Origin of the sequence: Microbacterium oxydans (assembly GCF_000956405.1) — a bacterium.
Lineage (GTDB): Bacteria > Actinomycetota > Actinomycetes > Actinomycetales > Microbacteriaceae > Microbacterium > Microbacterium oxydans_C.
Map to the genome: position 1 here is coordinate 1 of NZ_JYIV01000024.1, position 22,497 is coordinate 22,497.

17 protein-coding genes are annotated in these 22,497 nt (G+C 68.6%); 14 read left to right on the plus strand and 3 right to left on the minus strand.

Annotated features, from left to right (window positions below; translation table 11 throughout):
• The 4 genes from RN51_RS18520 to treZ all read left to right on the plus strand — a co-directional run.
• Positions 1 to 247 (plus strand): hypothetical protein (locus tag RN51_RS18520; RefSeq protein ID WP_045263498.1); only part of this gene is annotated, 247 nt, incomplete at its 5' end.
• Entirely contained in the window at positions 244 to 2,418 is a 2,175-nt protein-coding gene (glgX, locus tag RN51_RS07830; protein WP_045263499.1) for a glycogen debranching protein GlgX, read from the plus strand. The genes RN51_RS18520 and glgX, both read left to right, overlap by 4 nt.
• Positions 2,415 to 4,763: a malto-oligosyltrehalose synthase gene (gene treY, locus RN51_RS07835; protein WP_045263500.1), complete on the plus strand. Its 2,349-nt coding sequence runs from the start codon at positions 2,415 to 2,417 to the stop codon at positions 4,761 to 4,763. The genes glgX and treY overlap by 4 nt, the downstream gene beginning before the upstream one ends.
• 76 nt (positions 4,764 to 4,839) lie before the next feature.
• Positions 4,840 to 6,591: a malto-oligosyltrehalose trehalohydrolase gene (treZ, locus tag RN51_RS07840; protein WP_045263637.1), complete on the plus strand. Its 1,752-nt coding sequence runs from the start codon at positions 4,840 to 4,842 to the stop codon at positions 6,589 to 6,591.
• 27 nt (positions 6,592 to 6,618) lie between these two features.
• On the opposite strand, the gene RN51_RS07845 is transcribed toward treZ, so the two are convergent.
• Positions 6,619 to 8,046, minus strand: a complete 1,428-nt coding sequence (locus RN51_RS07845; RefSeq protein ID WP_045263501.1) for a CCA tRNA nucleotidyltransferase — start codon at positions 8,044 to 8,046, stop codon at positions 6,619 to 6,621.
• A 284-nt stretch (positions 8,047 to 8,330) separates the two neighbouring features.
• Here RN51_RS07845 and RN51_RS07850 point away from each other — a divergent pair, with 284 nt between their 5' ends.
• From RN51_RS07850 to RN51_RS07895, 10 genes are all read left to right on the plus strand, one after another.
• Positions 8,331 to 10,895, plus strand: a complete 2,565-nt coding sequence (locus tag RN51_RS07850) for a purple acid phosphatase family protein (RefSeq protein WP_045263502.1) — start codon at positions 8,331 to 8,333, stop codon at positions 10,893 to 10,895.
• A gap of 248 nt (positions 10,896 to 11,143) precedes the next feature.
• Positions 11,144 to 12,169 (plus strand): Lrp/AsnC family transcriptional regulator, encoded by a 1,026-nt coding sequence (locus RN51_RS07855; RefSeq protein ID WP_045263503.1) that lies wholly within the window; start codon positions 11,144 to 11,146, stop codon positions 12,167 to 12,169.
• Positions 12,170 to 12,284: 115 nt separating this feature from the next.
• The gene (locus tag RN51_RS07860; RefSeq protein ID WP_045263504.1) at positions 12,285 to 13,775 is read left to right on the plus strand and encodes an aldehyde dehydrogenase family protein; all 1,491 of its coding nucleotides are present in this window, start codon (positions 12,285 to 12,287) and stop codon (positions 13,773 to 13,775) included.
• On the plus strand, positions 13,772 to 14,530 hold the full coding sequence (locus RN51_RS07865; protein ID WP_045263505.1) for a gamma-glutamyl-gamma-aminobutyrate hydrolase family protein: 759 nt from the start codon (positions 13,772 to 13,774) through the stop codon (positions 14,528 to 14,530). Before RN51_RS07860 ends, RN51_RS07865 begins: the two co-directional genes overlap by 4 nt.
• A complete protein-coding gene (locus RN51_RS07870) occupies positions 14,527 to 14,997 on the plus strand; it encodes a DUF3830 family protein (RefSeq protein ID WP_045263506.1) in 471 nt (156 codons plus the stop codon). Before RN51_RS07865 ends, RN51_RS07870 begins: the two co-directional genes overlap by 4 nt.
• Before the next feature lie 42 nt (positions 14,998 to 15,039).
• Complete coding sequence (locus RN51_RS07875; RefSeq protein WP_045263507.1) at positions 15,040 to 16,122, plus strand: extracellular solute-binding protein; 1,083 nt, start codon at positions 15,040 to 15,042, stop codon at positions 16,120 to 16,122.
• Positions 16,119 to 16,946 carry an ABC transporter permease gene (locus RN51_RS07880; RefSeq protein WP_045263508.1) on the plus strand — a complete coding sequence of 276 codons (828 nt, stop codon included), beginning with the start codon at positions 16,119 to 16,121 and terminating at the stop codon, positions 16,944 to 16,946. The genes RN51_RS07875 and RN51_RS07880 overlap by 4 nt, the downstream gene beginning before the upstream one ends.
• Positions 16,947 to 16,948: 2 nt before the next feature.
• A complete protein-coding gene (locus tag RN51_RS07885; protein ID WP_045263509.1) occupies positions 16,949 to 17,749 on the plus strand; it encodes an ABC transporter permease in 801 nt (266 codons plus the stop codon).
• Positions 17,749 to 18,792: an ABC transporter ATP-binding protein gene (locus RN51_RS07890; protein ID WP_045263510.1), complete on the plus strand. Its 1,044-nt coding sequence runs from the start codon at positions 17,749 to 17,751 to the stop codon at positions 18,790 to 18,792. Before RN51_RS07885 ends, RN51_RS07890 begins: the two co-directional genes overlap by 1 nt.
• A 40-nt stretch (positions 18,793 to 18,832) precedes the next feature.
• Positions 18,833 to 20,599: an alkaline phosphatase family protein gene (locus tag RN51_RS07895; RefSeq protein WP_045263511.1), complete on the plus strand. Its 1,767-nt coding sequence runs from the start codon at positions 18,833 to 18,835 to the stop codon at positions 20,597 to 20,599.
• Positions 20,600 to 20,646: 47 nt separating this feature from the next.
• On the opposite strand, the gene RN51_RS07900 is transcribed toward RN51_RS07895, so the two are convergent.
• On the minus strand, positions 20,647 to 21,297 hold the full coding sequence (locus RN51_RS07900; RefSeq protein ID WP_045263512.1) for a dihydrofolate reductase family protein: 651 nt from the start codon (positions 21,295 to 21,297) through the stop codon (positions 20,647 to 20,649).
• Between the two features lie 124 nt (positions 21,298 to 21,421).
• Complete coding sequence (locus RN51_RS07905; RefSeq protein WP_045263513.1) at positions 21,422 to 22,477, minus strand: LLM class flavin-dependent oxidoreductase; 1,056 nt, start codon at positions 22,475 to 22,477, stop codon at positions 21,422 to 21,424.
• Between the last annotated feature and the right edge of the window lie 20 nt (positions 22,478 to 22,497).

Here is a 22,497-nt window from a genome sequence, read left to right on the forward strand (position 1 = left end):
CGCCGACACCCCCCTGCACCGGCCCGCCGTCGAAGCCGTGTGCGAGCGCGTCGGCTTCGACCGCTACGTCGTCAGTCACGACGATCCGGTCGGCTACATCGACGTCGTGCCACCGCTCTTCGTCTGCTATCTGGGCCACCCGTATCCTCGCTCGGTGGAGATCGCGCAGGTCTACGATTTCGAACGCGCAGTGAGTATCGTCGATGCCATGGCAGCCGGCACCCGCACCCACCCCCTCGCCGGATGAGCGGCGAGATCTGGCCGGGAACCGCATATCCGCTCGGAGCGACCTTCGACGGTCAGGGGACGAACTTCGCCCTCTTCAGCGAGGGCGCCGAGCGCGTCGAGCTGTGCCTGTTCGACGAGGACGGCACGGAGACCCGCGTGCCGCTCACCGAGGTGGACGCGTTCGTCTGGCACGGCTACCTCCCCACGGTGCAGCCGGGGCAGCTGTACGGCTACCGCGTGCACGGACCGTACGACCCCGCCCAGGGGCAGCGGTTCAACGCGAACAAGCTGCTGCTCGACCCGTATGCCAAGGCCGTCGCCGGGCGGATGGACTGGGGCCAGCCCCTCTTCGGCTATGACTTCGGCGACCCCGACTCGCGCAACGACGAAGACTCCGCGGCCGCGATGGTCAAGAGCGTGGTGGTCAACCCGTTCTTCGAATGGGCGGGCGATCGACCGCTGAAGACCCCCTACGCCCAGACCGTGATCTACGAGGCGCATGTCAAGGGCCTCACCCAGCGACACCCCGACATCCCCGAAGAGCTCCGAGGCACCTACGCCGGCATCGCGCACCCCGCCGTGGTCGAGCATCTCCAGCGCCTCGGCATCACGGCGCTGGAGCTCATGCCCGTGCACCAGTTCGTCGACGACTCCGTGCTCGAGGAGAAGGGGCTGTCGAACTACTGGGGATACAACACCCTGGGTTTCTTCGCCCCGCACAACACCTACTCCGCCACGGGCGAGCACGGCCAGCAGGTGCAGGAGTTCCGGGCGATGGTGCGCACCCTGCACGAGGCCGGGATCGAAGTGATCCTCGACGTGGTCTACAACCACACCGCGGAGGGCAACCATCTCGGTCCGACGCTCTCGATGCGCGGTATCGACAACGAGGCGTACTACCGGCTCGAAGAGGACAAGCGCTACTACACGGACTACACCGGCACGGGCAACAGCCTGAACGCGGGCAATCCGCACGCCCTGCAGCTGCTCATGGACTCGCTGCGCTACTGGGTGACCGAGATGCACGTCGACGGCTTCCGCTTCGACCTCGCGGCGACCCTCGCCCGCGAGTTCTACGACGTCGACCGCCTCGCGGCGTTCTTCGAGCTCGTGCAGCAGGATCCGATCGTCTCGCAGGTGAAGCTCATCGCCGAGCCGTGGGACATCGGACCCGGCGGCTATCAGGTGGGCAACTTCCCTCCGCAGTGGACGGAGTGGAACGGCAAGTACCGTGACACCGTGCGCGACTTCTGGCGCGGCGAGCCGCAGGCGCTCGGCGAGTTCGCCTCCCGTCTCACCGGGTCCGCCGACCTGTACGAGCACTCCGGCCGACGACCCGTCGCCTCGATCAACTTCGTCACCGCGCACGACGGCTTCACCCTGCGCGACCTCGTCTCGTACAACGAGAAGCACAACGAGGCGAACGGCGAGGACAACAACGACGGCGAATCCCACAACCGCTCCGACAACATGGGCGCGGAGGGACCGACCGACGACATCGACATCAACCGGCGCCGCGCGCGTCAGCAGCGGAACTTCCTCGCCACGCTGCTGCTCTCGCAGGGCGTGCCGATGATCTCCCACGGCGACGAGCTCGGCCGCACGCAGCACGGCAACAACAACGGCTACGCGCAGGACAACGAGCTCACCTGGATCGACTGGGAGGCGGCCGACCTGCCTCTCGTCGAGTTCACCGCCGCCGTGGCCCGACTCCGCCGCGAGCATCCCACCTTCCGCCGCAGCCGCTTCTTCGACGGTCGCCCCGGCCGGTCCGACGACGACCGCATCCCCGACGTCGTCTGGCTGCGCCCCGATGGTCGGCCGATGGCACCGGAGGACTGGGATTCCGGATTCGGACGCTCCGTCGGCATGTTCCTCAACGGACAGGGCATCCGCGAGAACGATTCGCGAGGGCGCCCCGTCACGGACGTGAACTTCCTCGTCTTCTTCAACAGCGGCGACGAGCCGATCGACCTGGTCATCCCCGACGAGCGCCACGGTGCGCAATGGCGGATCGTGGTCGACACCGCGGGTGAGCTGGCCGGCGATCGCACGCTGCAGCCGGGCGACGGTGTGCCGCTGGACGGCAAGTCGACACTCGTGCTGCAGGAGGTCGATGGCGTGCCGGAATCCGCCGACGACTCGGTCGACGCCTCCCTCCGCGCCCAGAGCGGGCAGGCGTCGTCGTGACCCTGCGTCCGCTCTCCACCTATCGATTGCAGATCACCGCCGACTTCCCGCTGGACGCCGCGGCCGGGGTGACCGACTACCTCGCCGACCTCGGCGTCTCCTGGGCATACCTCTCCCCCCTGCTCACAGCGGTGAGCGGCTCGAACCACGGATACGACGTGGTCGACCACGGACGCGTCGACCCCGAGCGCGGAGGCGAGGAAGGACTCGCGAGTTTCGCCGCCGCTGCCAGGGCCGCAGGGCTCGGGATCCTCGCCGACATCGTGCCCAACCACATGGGAGTCGGCAGCCCACGCCAGAACGCCTGGTGGTGGGAGGTGCTGCGTCTGGGAAGGGAGACCCGTGTCGCTGCAGCCTTCGACATCGACTGGGCAGCCGACGGCGGACGGCTGGTGCTGCCGATCCTGGGCTCCTCGACGGAACAGGCGATCGCCGAGCACCAGTTCACCGTCGACACGACCCCGGCACCGGATGCGCCGGACGGGGTGCTGACGTACTTCGAGCACGTCTTGCCTCTCGCCCCCGACACCGCGCAGCTGGCCGACGACCTTCCCGCGCTGCTGGCCGCCCAGCACTACGACCTCCGCTACTGGGAGGAGCAGAACACCGACCTCAACTACCGCCGGTTCTTCGCCGTCTCCGAGCTCGCCGGCCTCCGAGTCGAGCTGCCGGACGTCTTCGCGGAGTCCCACCGCGAGATCATCCGATGGATCCGCGAAGGGCTCGCAGACGGACTGCGGGTCGATCACCCGGACGGCCTCGTCGACCCGACCGGGTACCTGGAGCGCTTGGCCGATGCGACGGGGCGGGCGTACACGCTGGTGGAGAAGATCCTCGAGCCGGGCGAGGCCCTGCCCGCGTGGTGGCGCACCGACGGGACGACCGGGTATGACGCTCTCGCGGACATCGATCGGCTGTTCGTCGACCGTGCGGGAGTCGACGCCCTCGACAGGCTCGACGAGAGACTGCGAGCGGAGACCGGACTCCCGGCCGCCCCTGCGTGGCCGGACCTGATCCACGACACGAAGCGCATGATCGCCGACGGGCTGCTGCAGGCTGAGGTGCGCCGGCTCGTGCGCACGCTCCCCCACGGGATCGTGCACGCCGACGACGCCCTGGCAGAACTCGTGGCGTGCTTCCCGGTGTATCGCTCCTATCTCCCCGAGGGGCGCGAGCACTTGCGCACCGCGTTCACGGATGCCCGCCGGCGCCGTCCCGACCTCGCGGCGACCTTCGCGGAGCTCGAGCCGTTGCTGTCCGACCCGCACCTCGAGGTCGCGCAGCGTTTTCCGCAGGTGAGCGGGGCGGTGATGGCGAAGGGCGTCGAGGACACCGCCTTCTACCGCCTCACCCGGCTGGGAACGCTCACCGAGGTGGGTGCCGACCCCGCGATCCCCGCGGTGACGGTCGACGACTTCCATCGACTGCAGAACGCCAGGCTCGCCGCCTGGCCGCACTCGATGACGACGCTGTCGACGCACGACACGAAGCGCTCGGAGGATGTGCGCGCCCGACTCTCGGTCCTCTCCGAGATCCCCGAGCGCTGGGCCGAGGTGCTGGCTGAACTCCGCACGGTCGCGACCACGGGCCACGGTCCGCTGGATGCCCTGCTGTGGCAGGCGGCGGTCGGAGCGTGGCCCCTCTCGTCCGAGCGGTTCCTCGCCTATGCGACCAAGGCGGCGCGGGAGGCGGCGGAAGCCACGACCTGGCAGCATCCGGATGCGCGGTTCGAGGAGGGCGTCGCGACGATCGCGCAGGCACTCGAAAACCGGGCCGCACCGATCCTGGACCGCTTCGTGGGCGAGATCCTGGCGTCCGGCCGCTCCAACTCGCTCTCCGCGAAACTGCTGCAGCTCACGGCGCCCGGCGTCCCCGACGTGTATCAGGGCACGGAGCTGTGGGACCTCTCCCTCGTCGACCCCGACAACCGTCGACCTGTCGACTTCGAGCTGCGGAGGCGGATGCTCGCGGAGCTCGATGCCGACGTCGCGCGGGGCATCCTCCCTGCCATCGACGACTCGGCACGGGCGAAGCTGCTCGTCACGTCGCGAGCGCTGCGGGCGCGTCGCGACAACCCCGAGCTGTTCCGTTTCTACCGTCCGGCAGTCGTCGAGGGCGAGGCGTCGGACCACGCCGTCGCGGCTCACCGCGGAGGGGTCACCTCCGTGGCCACACGTCTCCCGATGGGTCTGGCGCGTCGCGGTGGATGGGGCGACACTGTCATGATGCGTCCCGACATCCCCGCTACCGACCTGCTGACCGGTCGACGCATCGGACCGGGACCGGTTCGGATGGCCGAACTCTTGGACACGTATCCGGTGGCTCTGCTCGAACTCGCTCGATGAGCTGTCGGTGACGGCGTGGGTGGCGTGACGGCGAGGATGACCGTGACAGCGGGGTGGCGATGATCGAGGGGTGGCGGTGATCGAGGTCTGGGCTCCCAAGGCGAGCAGGGTGCAGCTGCGGCGTACCCCTCGACACGGCAACACCACGCAGACCGACCTCGAACCGGCGTCGGACGGATGGTGGCGCGCCGCCGACGAACCGGAATCCGGCGAGCGCTACGGCTTCCTCCTCGACGACGACCCTGAACTGCGGCCGGATCCGCGCTCTCGCCGACAGCCCGACGGTGTGCACGGGGCCTCGGCGGCGTTCGACGTCGGCGACTTCACCTGGACCGATGCGGGATGGGCGGGAAGGCCGCTCGCCGGAGGTCTGGTCTACGAGCTGCACCTCGGCACGTTCACACCGGAGGGCACGCTCGACGCCGCGATCACTCGGCTGCCGCACCTGGTGGAGCTGGGAGTGACTCACGTCGAGCTGCTTCCGGTCAACGCCTTCAATGGACCCTGGAACTGGGGCTACGACGGAGTGCTCTGGTACGCGGTGCATGAGGAGTACGGGGGTCCCGCCGCGTACCAGCGCTTCGTGGACGCCGCGCACGCGCACGGGCTCGCCGTGATGCAGGACGTGGTCTACAACCATCTCGGTCCGAGCGGAAACTACCTGCCGTTGTTCGGCCCCTATCTCCGCGAGGGCGAAAGCACTGCGTGGGGCGACTCCGTCAACCTCGACGAACCTGCCGTGCGGGAGTACATCCTCGCCAATGCCGTGATGTGGTTGCGGGACTTCCACGTCGACGGGCTGCGCCTCGATGCCGTGCACGCGCTGCATGATCAAGGACCGGTGCACATCCTCCGCGAACTCACCGAGCGGGTCGACGCGCTGTCGGTGCTGCTGGATCGTCCGCTCTCCCTGATCGCCGAGTCCGACCTCAACGATCCGACGCTCATCCTGCCTCGTGAGGCCGGTGGCTACGGTCTGACCGCGCAGTGGTCCGACGACTGGCACCACGCCGTGCATGTCGCACTGACGGGTGAGACCACCGGCTACTACGCCGACTTCGCCGCCGAGAACGCTCTGGTGAAGGTGACCGAGCACGGTTTCTTCCATGACGGCACGTTCTCGTCCTTCCGCGGACATCCCCACGGTGCGCCGATCCCACCCGACGTGCCGACCTGGCGACTCGTGACCTTCGCACAGGACCACGACCAGGTGGGCAACCGCGCGGCAGGCGACCGCCTCTCCGCCACCCTCTCCCCGGATCGCCTGGCCGTCGCCGCGGTCCTGACCCTCACCGCCCCCGGCACTCCGATGCTGTTCATGGGCGAGGAGTGGGGTGCGTCCACGCCGTGGCAGTTCTTCACCTCGCACCCCGAACCCGAGCTGGGCCGCGCCGTCGCGGAGGGGCGGACCGCCGAGTTCGCGCGGATGGGATGGGACCGCGACGCGGTGCCCGATCCGCAGGACCCCGACACGTTCGCGCGCTCCCACCTCGACTGGAGCGAGCTCGATGACCCACAGCACGCGCGGATGCTGGCTCTGTATCGCGACCTCGTGATGCTGCGGAAACAGTGCCCCGCCCTCACCGACCCCGACTCCACGCACACCGCGGTGGAGGTTCGAGAGACCGACGGCACGCCCGAACGGAGGGTGTACCGCATCGACCGCGGAGACCTCTCCGTGTTGGTCAACCTCGCGTCGACGTCGCAGGGGTTCGATGTAGGAGCCCGAACCAGAGTGCTGCTGTCCACGTCGGGGTTCCGTCGGGAGGACTCACTCGTGACGCTGCCGTCGGACAGTGCAGCGGTCGTGACCTCGCCCCTGGTCTGAGCCACCGCAGTGCGGTGACGTGCGCGATCAGTCGCGCGCAGCCCACCACTCGCGCAGGCGCTGCTCGGCGACGTCCGCCCCGAGCACGCCCTCGTCCAGGCGCAGGTCGAGCAGGAACCGATAGGCCTCGCCGACCTCGCGCCCCGGTGCGATCCCGAGCACCTGCTGGATGCGATTGCCGTCGAGCTCCGGACGGATCGCATCGAGCTCCTCCTGCTCGCGGAGCGCGGCGATGCGAGACTCGATGTCGTCGTAGGCGCTCGCGAGACGGCCCGCCTTGCGCTTGTTCCGGGTGGTCACATCCGCGCGGGTGAGGATGTGCAGGCGTTCCAGCAGGTCGCCGGCGTCGCGCACGTAGCGACGCACGGCGGCGTCCGTCCACGCCCCCTCGGCGTAGCCGAAGAAGCGCAGGTGCAGCTCGATGAGCGTGGCGACGGCGTTCGTGGTCTCGGTGTCGAAGCGCAGCGCCTGCAGCCGTTTGCGCGCCATGCGCGAGCCCACGACGTCGTGGTGGTGGAACGTGACGACTCCCCCGGCCTCGAGCTTGCGCGTGCGGGGCTTGCCGATGTCGTGCAGCAGTGCGGCGATGCGCAGCGGCACATCCGGAGCAGCCCCGGGGTGACGGGAGTGCTCGAGCTCGATGGCCTGGGCGAGTACGGTCAGCGAGTGCTCGTAGACATCCTTGTGGTGGTGGTGCTCGTCGACTTCGAGGCGCAGCTCGGTGACCTCGGGGAGGAACTCGTCGATCAGACCGGTGTCTACCAGCACGCGAATCCCGCGCACCGGGTCGTCGGTCTGCATGAGGCGCACCAGCTCGGACTGGATGCGCTCGGGGCTGACGATCTTCAGCGTCTCGCGCAGCTCGGTGATCGCCGCGGCCGTCGCGTCCTCGACCTGGAAGCCGAGCTGGGCGCTGAAGCGGGCGCCCCGCAGCATCCGGAGCGGGTCGTCGCCGAACGACACCCGGGGATCGGCCGGCGTGCGCAGGACACCCGCGATGAGGTCTTCCACCCCGCCGGTCGGGTCGACCAGCTTCACGGACGGCACCTGCAGCGCCATGGCGTTCACGGTGAAGTCGCGGCGCACGAGGTCGCCGTCGATGGTGTCACCGAACTCCACGGTCGGCTTTCGGGTCACACCGTCATAGCTGTCCGCGCGATAGGTCGTGATCTCGACCTGTTCCCGCTGCACGCGCGCGCCGATCGTGCCGAACGCGCGACCGATGTCCCACTGCGCGGTCGAGATGGGCGTGACGATGGCCAGGATCTCGTCGGGGGACGCGTTCGTCGTGAAATCGAGGTCATGCGTGTCGCGGCCGAGCAGGGCATCGCGCACCGGACCGCCGACGACCGCGAGGTCGAAGCCCGCCTCCTCGAAGGCCGTCGCCAGGGTGCGGACGACCGGATTCTCGGCGAGCGCACCGAGACGAGCGAGGCCGTCAGCCATGTTGAGCATGGGTTCCAGCGTAGCGGGGCGGCCGTCCGCGCCGGGGCTGCCACCTCTTCTGCCAACTCTTCTGCAATCTCTTCTGCCGAAACCCAGACCAACCGCCCGCGCCCCGGCGCGCCGCCCCTCGACACGCCGCTCCCCGCACAGTTGGTCTCCGTTTCGGCCCAGCACGCATCGGTCGCGGAGTTCACCCTCCTGTCGCCGTGAGGTCAGACGCCGGTCATCCCGCTTCGATGGGGTGGAGGCGCCCCGTGCGGCTGAGCACGGAAACCCCACCTCGAAGGACTGACATGACCTCCCCCACCCCTGCGGTGCGGTGGCGGCGTCGCGGACTGACATCCGTCGCGCTCCTCGCCCTGCTCGGCGGCGCCGTCGTCGCCCCCGCGGCCCTTGCCGCCCCCGACCCCGAAGTGCCGACGGGCTCGCTGATCACCGGCGACACCGCCTGGCACTACCTCGACGACGGCTCCGACCCGTCTCCCGCACCCGCAGCCCTCCGCGACTGGACATTGCCCGCCTACGACGACAGCGCGTGGAAGACGGCTCCGGGCTCGTTCGGCGCCAAGGGCGGGAAGCTCGCCCCGGTCGGGCCCCAGACGCCCAAGACCCTGCTGAACCACTACCTCGACGGCACGGCGGCCCCGACCGTGCCGACCTACTTCTTCCGCACGACGTTCGAGCTCGAGGCCGGTGTCGCGGAGCAGGTCGCCGCCCTGCAGAGCACCGTCACCTACGACGACGCCCTCATCGTCTGGATCAACGGCCAGGAGGTGGCCCGCTACGTCGACGGCAGGATCACCGACACCGCGAACGTCGAGTACGCCGGCGACGGCAACGGTGACCCGCTCACGAGCTCGTTCAGCGCCGAGGGCACTCTGCTGCACGACGGCACCAACACGATCGCGGTATCGCTCTTCCAGGACCGGGCGTCGAGCTCGGACATCTTCTTCGACATGTCGTCGCTGACCCTCGTCAAGGCCTCAGCCCCCGGCACCCCCGTCGTCGCGCCCCCGACGCGCGTCATCCTCACCCCCACGGAGCAGTCGGCCGTCTCGCAGTCGTTCTCCTGGCTCGCCGGTGACGCCTCGCACACGGTCGGGCAGGTCGAGATCGCCCCGTCGGCGGGCGGAGAGACCCGCACGGTCGACGCCTACGACGCGGGTGTCGTGAACGGCAACCCGAACAAGCATTTCTCGGCGACGGTCACGGGACTCACGGCAGCGACCGAGTACCGATACCGCGTCGGTCTCCCCGGCAGCTGGAGCGACTGGTTCACCTTCCGCACCGCGGACCCGTCAGCCACAGACTTCCAGTTCATCTACTACGGCGACGCCCAGATCGGCCTCGACACCACGTGGCCGAGCGTCGTGAAGCAGGCCGAGGCGCAGGCTCCCCGCTCGATCGGCTCCGTGCACGCGGGCGACCTGATCAACACGTCGAGCAACGAGAACGAGTGGGTCAACTGGTTCAAGGGCATGAAGGATTCGGCCGTGCGCACCAACGTGATGGCCGCTCCCGGCAACCACGAATACTCGGGCGACAAGCTGCTCACGGCATGGAAGGCCGCGTTCGAGTACCCGCACAACAACCCGTCGACCAGCTCGATCGGCGAGCTCGCGAACCTCGCGAAGGGCGACTCCGCCGTCGCGCAGCAGTACCGCGCGTTCTTCGACCACTGGAGCTCTTTCGCCGCCGAGACCGCGTACTACACCGACTACCAGGGCGTGCGCTTCATCACCCTGAACGCGACCCGCGACACGACGTTCCTCACCCCGGGCGGCCTCCCGTCCTGCACGGGCGCGGAGTGCCCCGCGTCGCAGATCGGCACCCTGTGGACCCGCTTCCAGGGCGCCTGGCTCGACCTGCTGCTGCAGAACAGCCCGTCGAAGTGGAACGTCGTCACCTTCCACCAGCCCGTGTTCTCCGCGTCGTCCGGGCGCGATGAGCCGGTGCTCCGCGCCGAGTGGCTGCCGGTCTTCCAGCGCAACGACATCGACCTGGTGCTCATGGGCCACGACCACACGTACGCGCGCGGATACGTGAACACGGATGCGACCGAGACCCCCGGCCTCACCACGGGTCCGGTCTACGTCGTCTCGAACTCCGGCGCGAAGCACTACGACCTGGAGACGCCCGAGAAGAACGTCTGGACCAACAACGGCGCCACCCAGGTGCTGCGCGGTCAGGGCGTGACGACGTACCAGGTGATCGACGTCTCGAAGAACCAGCTCGTCTACCGCTCGTACCTCGCAGAGAAGCAGCCGGACGCCACGACCACCCTTCCCGTCGGCGCGGTCTACGACACGTTCACGGTGACCAAGTCGGATGCGGGCGAGAAGTGGGTCACCGAGGCCGGTGTCACGCCTCCGATCACGCCCGAGCCCGAGGCTCCGGCGAAGGTCGAGCTCGGCACGGCATCCGTGCAGGCAGGCGGCACGGTCACGGTGTCGGGCAGCGGCTTCGCGGAGGGAGCTCAGCTTCGGCTCGAGCTGCGTTCGGACCCGGTGCAGCTGGGCACGGCGACCGCCGGTGCGGACGGCTCGTTCCAGCGCACCGTGACCATCCCGGCGAACACCCCAGCCGGCGCGCACACGCTCGCGGTGATCCTGCCCGACGGCACCGAGGTCACCGCGGCACTCAGCGTCACGGCCGCGTCCGGTGGCGGAGCTGTGGCGCCGGGCAACGGCGGCTCCGCGGGTAACGGCGGCTCAGCGGGCGGCGACCTCGCCACCACGGGAGCCGACAGCCTGCCGTACGTCGCCGCTGCCGTCGTGCTCCTCGCGGCGGGCCTCGGCCTGTTCGCGATGCGCCGTCGTCGCCGGCACGCCACGGTGGAGACGACCGAGGCGGAGTGATCCGAGAGTGGGCGTCGCCCCGACCCCGGGCGGCGCCCACTCTCCCGCACGCGACCCAGGCGAAAACCCAGATTCATGGGCTTGCATCCGGCGCGTCGCTCCGCGACACGCCCTGCGCCGCACGGATGGTCTCCGTTTTCGCACCGGCCTCCCCAGCGACGACCTAACCCAGCCCCCAGCACCGAGCCCGCACCCCGGTAGCGCCGACTGAGATAGCCTTCCACCGAGTCCCCGGTGAAGGAGAGCACGTGCCCGCGAATGATGTGATGGCCGACGAGACCGATCGGATCGTCGCCGCGGCTCTACAGGTGAACGGCCGTGCGTCGTGGGGCGAGATCGCCCGCGTGGTCGATCTGCCCGAGCGCACGGTCGCGCGTCGAGGGCAGCGGCTGCTCGACCGCGGGCTGGTGCGGGTCTCCACGTACGTCGACCCCGCCAGGGTGCTGCACGCCCGCGCGGTGCTCTTCCGCATCACGACCGAACCGCATGCGCTGTGGCAGGTCGCGCGCACCCTGGCCCGGCGCGCGGACGCCTCATCGGTCTCCGTGCTCGAGGGCAGCAGTGACATCGCCGGGATGCTCCTCCCCCACGACGATGCCTCGATCCGCGAGCTGCTGTTCACCGACTTCCCCGAGCTCGAGGGCATCGACTCGATCAACGTCACGACGGTGCTGAAGTTCTTCCGATCGGGGCACGACTGGCGTGCAGGGGTTCTCACCGACGAGCAGGCCCGCATGCTCGACGAGTCCTCCGGCTCCGAGGTCGATCCCGCCGATTCCCTGAGCGAGGATGAGGAGGCCCTCATCCGACTGCTGCTCAAGGACGGGCGGATGCCGGTGGCTCAGCTCGCCCGCTCCCTGGGGCTGAACGTGACGACCACGCGGCGTCGCATGGAGTCCTTGAGCCGTCGAGGCCTCATGCATCCGCGCACCGAGGTCGTGCCGAGTCTGTTCGGACTGGGCCTCGAGGCGCTCGTGTGGCTTCGGGTGCCGATGGCGCGCCTCGAGAAGGTGGGCACGGCTCTGGCTGCCGCGCCCGAGGTCAAGTTCATCGCCGCGACCACGGGTACATCGCAGCTGCTCGCCAACGTGCTCGTGAAGGATGCCGATGAGTTCTACGACTTCCTCACGGGGCCGGCCGTGGCAGGGCATGAGGGGCTCGAGGTCGTGGAGTCGCTGGTGGTCATCACCCCGGTGCTGCGCGGGTCGCTGATCGTGGATGAGGCGCCCGAAGCGCTGGCCAACGACGTGCCCACCGGAGCCATCCGTTTGTAGTCTGATTCTGTTACTGGCGTGTAACGAAATGGCGAGATCGTTCTTAATAGCTTGACCTAGTGGCGAAATAGAGCAAGTATCCTCTCCAGGGCCATCACCCCTGGAGAGGACGACTGTGTTCACGGCTACTGGAGACGACTGGGCGGATCGCGCAGCGACGCTGCCCCTGCGCACGCGCATGTTCATCGACGGCGCGTGGGAGGAGGGCTCTGCCGCGCCTCTGATTCCGGTGAGCCCCCGTGACGGTCGTGCCCTTCCGCCGATCAGCACCGCATCGGCCTCCGACGTCGACCGCGCCGTCCGCTCGGCACGGGCGGCCTTCGATTCCGGCGTCTGGTCGCGCATCGCGCCCAGGGAACGCGGACAGCTGCTGATCGCCTTTGCGCAGAAGATCCACGACAACGCCGAAGAACTCGCCCTCACGATCTCGCTGGAGATGGGCAAGCCCGTGCGCGAGGCGCTGCAGACCGAGCTCCGTGCCGTCGTCAACTGCTTCCGCTGGTACGGCGAGGCGGTCGACAAGGTGCTCGACGAGATCCCGGTCACCGCCCCGAACAGCCTCGCGCTGGTCACCCGGGAACCGGCAGGCGTCGTCGCGGCGGTCGTGCCGTGGAACTTCCCCCTCACCATGACCGCCTGGAAGCTCGCGCCCGCACTCGCCGTCGGCAACAGCGTGGTGCTCAAGCCGGCGGAGCACACCACCTTCTCCGCGCTCCGCCTGGCCGAGCTCGCCCACGAGGCCGGAATCCCCGCCGGGGTGCTCAACGTCACACCGGGCACCGGCCAGGTCGCCGGTCGCGCACTCGGCGAGCACCACGACGTCGACGTCGTCACCTTCACGGGCTCACCCGAGGTCGGCCGTATGTTCCTCGGTTACTCGGCCGCATCGAACGGCAAGCGCGTCTGGCCGGAGCTGGGCGGCAAGACTGCGAGCCTGGTGCTGCCGGATGCCGACCTGGAGCGCGCCGTCCGCGCCACCGCGGACGGCTGCTTCTACAACCAGGGGCAGATGTGCACGGCATCCTCTCGGCTGTTGGTGCCGCGTTCCCAGCGCGACCGCGCCCTGGAGATCGCCGCCGAGGTCGCCCGCACGAGCCTTCCCGCAGACCCGTTCGACGTGTCCACCTCGATGGGCGCGATCGTGAGCGAGAGGCAGCTCGCGGGCATCGCCGGCTTCGTCGAGCGCGCCGAAGCCGAGGGCGCCGAGCTCGCCGCGGGAACCGCCGAGCGATTCCAGGCCGTCGACGGCGGCAGCTACTTCGCACCCGTCGTGCTCGGTGTCACTCCCCAGCACGAGGTGGCACAGCGCGAGGTCTTCGGCCCTGTGCTCTCCGTGATCTCGTACGACGACGTGGAACACGCGCTCGAGATCGCCAACGGCACCGAGTTCGGTCTTGCGGCGGCGCTGTGGAGCACCGATCTGAACGCCGTCCACGCCCTCTCGCGGCGACTCCGGGCCGGCGTGGTCTGGGTCAACTGCTTCGAGGAGGGCGACATGACGATCCCCTTCGGCGGCGTGAAGGGATCGGGCTTCGGACGCGACAAGAGCCTGCACGCCCTCGAGAAGTTCACCGATCTGAAGACCACCTGGATCGAGCTCTCATGATCCGCCCCCTCATCGGCATCACCACGTGGCGCCGCTCCATCGACACCGATCTGGGCAGCGGACGTCCGGCCCACACCCTCGGCACCGAGTACGCCGCGCCCGTCGAGGCGGCCGGCGGTGCGGTCGTGCTGCTCCCTCCCACGGCGGGCGTCGACGAGGTGCTCGACCGTCTCGACGGGCTCGTGCTCTCCGGCGGCGAAGACGTGCACCCCTCCCGCTACGGGGCCGAGCCGCAGGAAGGGAAGAACTACGATCCCTCCCGCGACGGCTATGAGATCGCGCTCGCACTCGGTGCCAGGCGCCGGGGGATCCCCGTGCTGGCGATCTGCCGCGGCCTCCAGGTGAGCAACGTCGCGTTCGGCGGGACGCTCGTCGTCGACATCCCCACCACGGAGCACCACGAGCCGATGCGCGGAGCCGATCAGCAGCTCGCGGCCAGGCATCCGATCCTCCTCACCGAGGACAGCCGCCTCGCCACCCTGTACGGCACCCGCCAGCGGACCGTGAACACCATCCACCACCAGGCGGTCGACACCCCCGCGCCCGGCCTCCGCCCCGTCGCCTGGGCCCCGGACGGGATCGTCGAAGCAGTGGAGTCCGATGGCGAGTGGCCGTTCTGGGCGGTGCAGTGGCACCCCGAGAAGATGATCGCCCCCGACGAGGCCGCAGAGGAGATGCCGCTGTTCGCGGCGTTCGTCTCGGCCGCCCGTGAAAGAGCAGCGGAACACCCCGCAGCAGAGAAAGGAACACGATGACCAAGCAGGTCTTCCTCGAGTACGAAAACGGCGTCCGCGCCGTCGCCACCCTGTTCGAGGATCTCGCCCCTCGCACGTGCGAGGCCATGTGGGGTGCGCTGGAGAAGCCGGTCACCATGCAGGCGATGCACGCCATGTACGCCGGACCCGAGGTCATGGTCGGCCTTCCCGAGGAGGCGCAGAACTTCGACCCCGAGAAGGTGCCGTTCGAGAACCAGCAGGTCGTGCCCGCGCCGGGTGACCTGCAGTGGTACTGGCAGCGTCCCATGCAGATGGGCGGCCTGCCGTTCGAGTGGTACGAGATCGGCGTCTTCTACGATCGTGGTGCCCGTACTCTCGGCCCGCTCGGATGGACACCCGTCAACATCTGGGGCGGCATCACCGAAGGACTCGCCGAGTTCGCCAAGGAGAGCGCGGCCACCCGCATCGACGGAGCGAAGCAGCTCACCATCGGACGCCTGGTCTAAGGCGCCCAACTCAGTGCTGGACCCATCCCGAAGGAGCAGTGCATGAATACCCGAAGAATCCTCACCGCCGGAGCGCTCGTCGCCACCGGCGCCCTCGTCCTCGCCGGTTGCTCGACCGGTGACGACACCGCAGCGTCAGGCGGCGACAAGGAGTTCGCCGGCGAGACCATCATCGTCACGTCGTTCGGCGGCGACTGGGAGAAGGCCTTCATCGAGGCCGTCGTCGATCCCTTCGAGGAGGAGACCGGCGCCAAGGTCGAACTGATCACGCTGTACAGCGCAGACGCCCTCGCCCAGGTCACCGCCCAGAAGGCGAGCCCGCAGATCGATGTCGTGCACTTCTCCGGTGGGCAGGAGTTCACCGCCGCGCAGCAGGGGCTCATCGCCCCGATCGCGGCCGACGAGCTCTCCGAGACCGACGATCTGATCGACCTGGCGACCGCCGGACTCGAGCGCGGTGAAGGCCCGGTCATCCAGCTCGCGCCGATCGGACTCGTCTACAACACCGAGGCGGACGCCCCCGCGCCCACGTCCTGGCTCGACCTGTTCGACGACGCCTACGCCGGTCACATCGCGCTCACGGACTTCTCGAACACGTACGGAGTGCTGTCGATGCTCCGGGTCGCGGACGCACTCGGCGGCGGGATCGACGACACCTCGCAGGCGATCACCGACCTGGGCGCGCTGGCGTCGTCCGGAGACGCGATCGTCGTGCCCACCTCGCCGGATCTGCAGACCGCGTTCGCACAGCGCGACACGTGGCTCGCACCGTACGCGATGGACTACGCCGGCACGCTGCAGGATGCGGGCCTTCCGGTAGAGTTCATCGTCCCGGAAGAGGGCGTCACCGCCTCTCTCATCACGGCGAACGTGGTCGAGGGCCGGGACAACCCCGACCTCGCGAAGCTCTTCATCGATTTCGAGCTGCGCCCCGAAGCGCAGGCCGTCTTCGCGGAGAACATGCGGTACTCGCCGGTCAACACCAAGACCGAGCTCTCCGACGACGCCGCTGACAACGTGCTGACGGGCGACGAGCTCGAGACGGTCGTCGTCTACGCTCCGGGCGACGTCGCGGCTTCGCGACCGGCCTGGACCGATGAGTGGAATGCGCTGATCACCAAATGAGTGTGCGAACCCGTAGGGAGCCCTGGCTCCTGCTCCTGCCGGCGATCGTGCTGCTCGCGCTCGCCTTCATCACCCCGGTGGCCGGCATGCTCCTGATGAGCGTGCAGTCGTCGGCAGGCGGGTTCACCCTCGACAACTTCACCCGGTTGTTCACGAGTGAGTATCACCTCCAGGCGGCGCTGCGTTCGCTCCGCCTGGGGGTGATGCAGACGGTGATCACGCTGATCATCGCCATCCCCCTGTCCTACGTCATGGCACGCGCCGGCTCGAAGGTGCGCTCGTTCCTGCTGATCGTCGTCATCCTCCCCCTCATGACCAGCGTCGTGGTCCGCACGTTCGGCTGGGTCGTGCTGATGGGCCCGTCCGGGTTGCTGATGAAGATCCCCGGGGCCGAGCTCCTCGTCGGCGGGACGCAAGGCTTCCTCGGCACCGAGACCGGCGTCGTGATCGCGATGGTGCAGGTGCTCCTGCCGTTCGCCGTGCTCAGCATCCTCGGCGTGATCTCGGGTATCCGCCCGCAGCTCGAAGAGGCCGCCCGCACGCTCGGCGCCGGATTCTGGCGCACGCTGTGGCACGTCGTCCTGCCCCTCGCGATCCCCGGCATCGTGGCCGGCGCCTCGCTCGTGTTCGTGCTCTCGGTGAGCTCGTTCATCACCCCGCGCTTCATCGGCGGAGCGCAGATCCCGGTGTTCGCCCAGACGATCTACATCGATGCGACCACGAATCTCGACTGGTCGTTCGCGGCCGCTCAGGCGGTGCTGCTGTTCGCCGGTGTCATGCTCGTGCTCGCGGCCACGTCCCGACTCGGGAAGCAGAAGGTGTGACCATGGTCCGTTCCGTTCCAGTCCTCGGCAGGATCCTCGCCATCATCCTCGGCGTCGTGGTGACGCTTTACATGCTCGTGCCGCTCATGGTGGTCGCCGGCGCCTCCATCGGGGAGAACCGCTTCCTGACCTTCCCCGGTCAGGGATTCACGCTCGACTGGTACGTCGAGGCGCTCACCTCCGACACCTACCTCGAGCCGTTCCGGCTGAGCCTGCTGGTCGGCATCACGGTCGCGATCGTCGCCGCCTCGATCGGCACCGCGGCCGCGCTCGCGCTCACTCGTTTCAAGGTCCCCGGCGGTGCCGCCATCCAGGGCCTGCTGATGTCGCCGCTGACCATCCCCACGATCATCCTCGCGATCGGGGCACTGTCCATCTCCTCGCTCACGATCGGGGCACCGAACGTCGGTGTGCTGATCGCGATCCATGTCGTGATCGCGATCCCCTACGTCATGCGCACCGTCACGGGCGTGATGACCAGGGCCGACCACTTCACGGAGGAGGCAGCGCGCACCCTGGGTGCCAGCACGTGGAACCGCTACCGGCTCGTGGTGCTCCCCATCGCCCGCCCCGGCATCGCGGCCGGTGCGTTCTTCGCCTTCAACATCTCGTTCGACGATGCGGTCATCGCCCTCTTCCTGCGCACCCCGCAGCTGGAGACGCTGCCCATCGCCATCTACGGCCAGCTGGAGTTCAGCACGTCGCCCACCGTGGCGGCCGTCTCGACTCTGATGGTCCTGCTCACCGTCGTCCTCATGATCGTCCTCGAACGCATCATCGGCTTGGGAAGGTTGTTCGTCTGATGACAACACTCACCATCACCTCACTCACCAAGGACTTCAAGGGGACGAAGGTGCTCAAGGGCATCGACCTCTCCATGCGGTCCGGAGAGTTCGTGTCTCTGCTCGGCCCCTCCGGGTGTGGGAAGACGACGCTGCTGCGCTGCATCGCCGGCCTCGAGTCGCCGACGAGCGGCACGATCGAGATCGCGGGGCAGGATGTGACCAAGCTCCCGCCCGAGAAGCGGCACCTCGGCATGATGTTCCAGAGCTATGCGCTGTTCCCGCACATGAGCGTCGCCGAGAATGTGCGCTTCGGGCTGCGGATGTCGGGCGAGAAGTCGAAGGCCGAGCAGAAGGAGCTCGCCGTCCGCGCGCTGGAGCGCGTGCAGATGAGCCACCTCGCCGATCGGATGCCCGCGCAGCTGTCGGGCGGACAGCAGCAGCGCGTGGCCCTGGCCCGTGCCATCGCGTTCGAGCCGCGCGTGCTGCTTCTCGACGAACCGCTGTCCAACCTCGATGCGCGTCTGCGCGAGGACATGCAGGTCGAGCTCAAGGAACTGCACCGCACGCTCGGACTCACGACCGTGTTCGTCACGCACGACCAGGAGGAGGCGATGAGCCTCTCCGACCGCATCGTGCTCATGAACGCCGGCGTGATCGAGCAGGAGGGCGCTCCGGCCGAGCTCTACGGCGCTCCCCGCACTCCCTTCGCAGCGGACTTCATCGGTGCGGCGAACCTGCTTCCGGCGACCCGGTCCGGAGCGGTGGCAACGCTCGACGGCACCGCCATCCGGGTGCCGATGACCGGCGCGGGTCCCGACGGAGCAGGCGAAATCGTGCTCCGTCAGGAGGACCTGCGCCTCTCCCCCGTCGTGGGTGCGGATGCCCCGGTGAGCGTCGAGGTGGTCGCGCATGTCTACCGCGGGGCCGACATCGTCTACATCGTGGAGCTCGCGGGCACGCGCATGCGCGTCGTCCGCCCGCGGCACGAGGAGCCGATCCCCGAGGGCACGGCCGGCCTCGGCTGGCGCGACGGCGCCGTGCTCTGGATCGCCGCCGCCTAGTCGTCCTGCGGCCGCCACCGCACGGTCGTAGGATCGCGGCATGGCCGAAGACGAATCCTCCAGCCCCGATGCTCCCCGCGATGCCTCCCGCCGGGGATTCTTCAAGGTCGGTGGAGCCGCTCTCGCGGGCGCCGTGGTCGGGGGTGCAGGCGGGGCCGCCATCGGGGCGTCGGTCGCGGGCAATGCACGTGACGGATTCGCCACCGACGCCGATCCCTTCGCCGCCCTGACACCGCGGAGCGAGCCGGGCTTCGACCACCTCGTGGTCGTGATGGGCGAGAACCGCTCGTTCGACAACCTGCTCGGCTACCTCTACTCGAAGCAGACCCTGCCGCAGGGCGAGACCTTCGAGGGGCTCGACTTCGGCTCGTACAGCAACACCTCGTCCGACGGCACGGTCGTCGATGCGCACGTGTACCAGGGCGACACCGACCGGATCATGAGCCTTCCCGACCCGGATCCGGGCGAGGAGTATCCGCACGTCAACACCCAGATCTTCGGCACGGTCGACCCGAAGACCAACGCCGACCTCTTCGTCGACGAGATGACCGCGCCCTTCAACGCCCCCACGCACGGCGAGAAGGCCACGATGTCGGGCTTTCTCGAGGACTACATCATCAACTTCCGGCGACTGCGCAAGGGCGTCGACCCGAAGCCCGCAGAGGCGGCGCACATCATGGGCTCGTTCTCGCCCGAGATGCTGCCCGTGCTGTCGACGCTCGCCGCGGAGTTCGCGGTGTTCGACCACTGGTATGCCGGAGTGCCATCGCAGACGTTCTGCAACCGCTCGTTCTTCCACGCCTCCACGTCTCACGGATTCGTGACCAATCAGGCGGGCGGCGGCTATCGGAAGTGGCTGGATGCGCCGGCCGCGCCCACGGTGTTCAACCGGCTCGAAGACGAGAAGGTCAGCTGGAAGATCTACATCGACAAGCTCCAACTCGTCTCGTTCACCGGCATGCTGCATGCGGCAGTGCTGGAGAAGTACTGGCGCACGGAGCACTTCGGCACGATGGAGGACTTCTACGCCGACGCGAAGAACGGCACCCTCCCCGCCTACGCGTTCATCGAGCCGCGGATGGTCTACGACCACAACGACTTCCATCCGCCGTTCGGGTCGCCGCGGGAGAGCGAGGTCGACGGCGAACCCGTGTACGACAGCGCGATCTCGGACGTGCGAGCCGGCGACCGGCTGATCCACGACATCTACGAGGCGGTGCGCACGAGTGCCTCCCCGAAGGGGTCGAACGCCGTCAACACCCTCCTGCTGATCACGTTCGACGAACACGGCGGCTGCTACGACCATGTGCCGCCGCCCGCCGTGACGAAGCCCACCCCCGAGACGGGGCCGGGCGAGATGGGCTTCACGTTCGATCGACTCGGATGCCGCGTGCCGGCCATCGCCGTGTCGGCCTACACGAAGCGGGGCAGCATCATCCACGACGAGATGCATCACGGCTCAGTGACCGCCACGCTCTCGCGCTTGCACGGACTCCAGCCGCTCAACGACCGGGACGCGTCGGCGAACACGCTCCTGAACGTCGTCAACCTCGACAAACCCCGGCACCCGTCCGACTGGCCGGTGACCACGCCCGCCTACACGCCTCCGAACCCTGAGGACACGGCACCCCAGCCCGGTGAGAAGGATCAGCTGAAGCCGCTCACCCCGCCCACACGCGGACTGCTCGGCCTGCTCCTCGCGCGCTACGGGAAGCCGGGCGAGCCGGAACCGGAGACCTTCGCGGACGCCTACAAGCTGCTGCATGAGCACGGCGAAGAGCTGTTCGGGCCGCCCACGGGCAGCTGAGCCCGCCACGGGACCACCCGCACGTCACCGACATCCTTGCGGCAGGATCAGCCCTCGCGGGAGAAGGTGATGTGTGTCACGCCCGATTCCGCGACCTCCGAGGTGACGCGGTAGCCGGACTCGAGGCCGCGCAGGTCGTCCCAGAGTCGGATCCCGCTGCCGATCAGGATCGGGGTGATGCCGACGTGCAGGTCGTCGACGAGTCCCGCGCGCAGATACTCGCGCACGGTGCTCGCTCCTCCCCCGATCCTCACGTCTGCGCCGGCCGCCGCCTCGACCGCTCTCCGCAACGCCTCTTCGGGAGATGCCGAGAGGAAGTGGAAACTCGTGCCGTTGGCGAACTCGATCGACGGACGCGGAGTGTGGGTCAGTACGAACACCGGGGCCTGGAACGGTGGCTCTTCCCCCCACCAGCCGCGCCAGTCCGGGTCATCCCGGTTGGCGTGCAGCCCGAACATCCCGGCGCCCATGATCTCGGCGCCGATGTTCTCGAAGTAGTGCGCGGCGTACTTCTCGTCCACGCCTGTCGTCCCCGCCCCGCTGGTGTCGAGGAAGACCCGCTCGTGAAACGTTCGCGTGGCCGTGTACGCCGCCGTCAACCGGCCCCAGTCCTCACCGAAGGGGTTCTCCGGGGTCTGGTCGGTCGTCGTGGCGAAGCCGTCGAGCGAGATATTGAGATCGACGCGAACACGGGTCATGTCTGCCTCCGGAGGCGTGAAGGGAGGCTGCGTCGATCGGCGCAGCCTCCCCAGCGTCAGTGCTCCAACGCTCCTTGTCAAGCAACTCGTGTCAAGCGGCCCGTGGCAAGAAGTTGCGATCTACTCAGACCGGATCGCCCTGGACAGGCCCTTCCGTGTTCGGCTTCCACCCGAGCGCGGGCGCCACATGCTTCGCGAACGACTCCAGCACGTGCAGGTTGTACTCGGGGCCGAGCTGGTTCGGGATGGTCAGCATCAGGGTGTCGGCCGCCATCACCGCCTCGTCCTGTCGGAGCTGTTCGATGAGCACGTCGGGCTCTGCGGCGTAGGTCTTGCCGAACGTGGAACGGAACCCGTCGATGATCCCGATCTGGTCGGCGTTCTCCTCGCTGCGCAGGCCGAAGTAGGCCCGGTCCATGTCGGACACCAGGGGGAACACGCTGCGGCTCACGGAGACGCGCGGCGTGCCCGTGTGCCCTGCTTCCTTGTAAGCCGAACGGAAGAGGTCGATCTGCTCGCGCTGCAACTCGTGGAACGGCTGCCCTGTGGCCTCGGTCACCAGGGTCGAGCTCATCATGTTGAGTCCCTTGCGGCCGGTCTCGATCGCCGTCGGGCGCGAGCCGGATCCCCACCAGATGTGATCACGCAGCGTCGGGGACTGCGGCTCGATCGCGAGATAACGGCCGGCACCCACCATGCGGGGGTCTCCCGGCGCGACGCCTTCGCCGTCGATCGCACGGAGGAACAGGTCGAACTTCTCCCGGGCGATCACGCTGCCCCGTTCGGTGTCCTCCTCGTCGACGTACCCGAAGGTCTCGTAGCCGCGCAGGGCGGTCTCGGGTGAACCACGGCTCACGCCGAGGGCGATGCGGCCGTCGGAGATCAGGTCGAGGGCGGCGGCCTCCTCGGCGAACTGGAACGGGTTCTCGTAGCGCATGTCGATCACGCCCGTCCCGACCTCGATGCGCTTCGTGCGCGCGGCCATGGCGGTCAGCAGGGGCATCGGCGAGGCGGCCTGACGTGCCCAGTGATGCACGCGCACGTAGGCGCCGTTCACACCGACCTCGTCCGCACCCTCGGCGATCTCGATGGTCTGCTTCAGCATGTCGCCCGCCGTACGGGTCGCTGAGCCGGGCACATCCGCATAGTGCCCGAAGGAGAGGAATCCGAAAGCCTTCATGATCTATTCCAACGCATGGA

Coding starts and splice junctions, on each gene's coding strand:
- glgX (WP_045263499.1), top strand. CDS start 244: ATGAGCGGCGAGATCTGGCCGGGAACCGCATATCCGCTCGGAGCGACC.
- RN51_RS07845 (WP_045263501.1), bottom strand. CDS start 8,046: ATGCTCAACATGGCTGACGGCCTCGCTCGTCTCGGTGCGCTCGCCGAG.
- RN51_RS07850 (WP_045263502.1), top strand. CDS start 8,331: ATGACCTCCCCCACCCCTGCGGTGCGGTGGCGGCGTCGCGGACTGACA.
- RN51_RS07865 (WP_045263505.1), top strand. CDS start 13,772: ATGATCCGCCCCCTCATCGGCATCACCACGTGGCGCCGCTCCATCGAC.
- RN51_RS07870 (WP_045263506.1), top strand. CDS start 14,527: ATGACCAAGCAGGTCTTCCTCGAGTACGAAAACGGCGTCCGCGCCGTC.
- RN51_RS07875 (WP_045263507.1), top strand. CDS start 15,040: ATGAATACCCGAAGAATCCTCACCGCCGGAGCGCTCGTCGCCACCGGC.
- RN51_RS07880 (WP_045263508.1), top strand. CDS start 16,119: ATGAGTGTGCGAACCCGTAGGGAGCCCTGGCTCCTGCTCCTGCCGGCG.
- RN51_RS07885 (WP_045263509.1), top strand. CDS start 16,949: ATGGTCCGTTCCGTTCCAGTCCTCGGCAGGATCCTCGCCATCATCCTC.
- RN51_RS07890 (WP_045263510.1), top strand. CDS start 17,749: ATGACAACACTCACCATCACCTCACTCACCAAGGACTTCAAGGGGACG.
- RN51_RS07895 (WP_045263511.1), top strand. CDS start 18,833: ATGGCCGAAGACGAATCCTCCAGCCCCGATGCTCCCCGCGATGCCTCC.
- RN51_RS07900 (WP_045263512.1), bottom strand. CDS start 21,297: ATGACCCGTGTTCGCGTCGATCTCAATATCTCGCTCGACGGCTTCGCC.
- RN51_RS07905 (WP_045263513.1), bottom strand. CDS start 22,477: ATGAAGGCTTTCGGATTCCTCTCCTTCGGGCACTATGCGGATGTGCCC.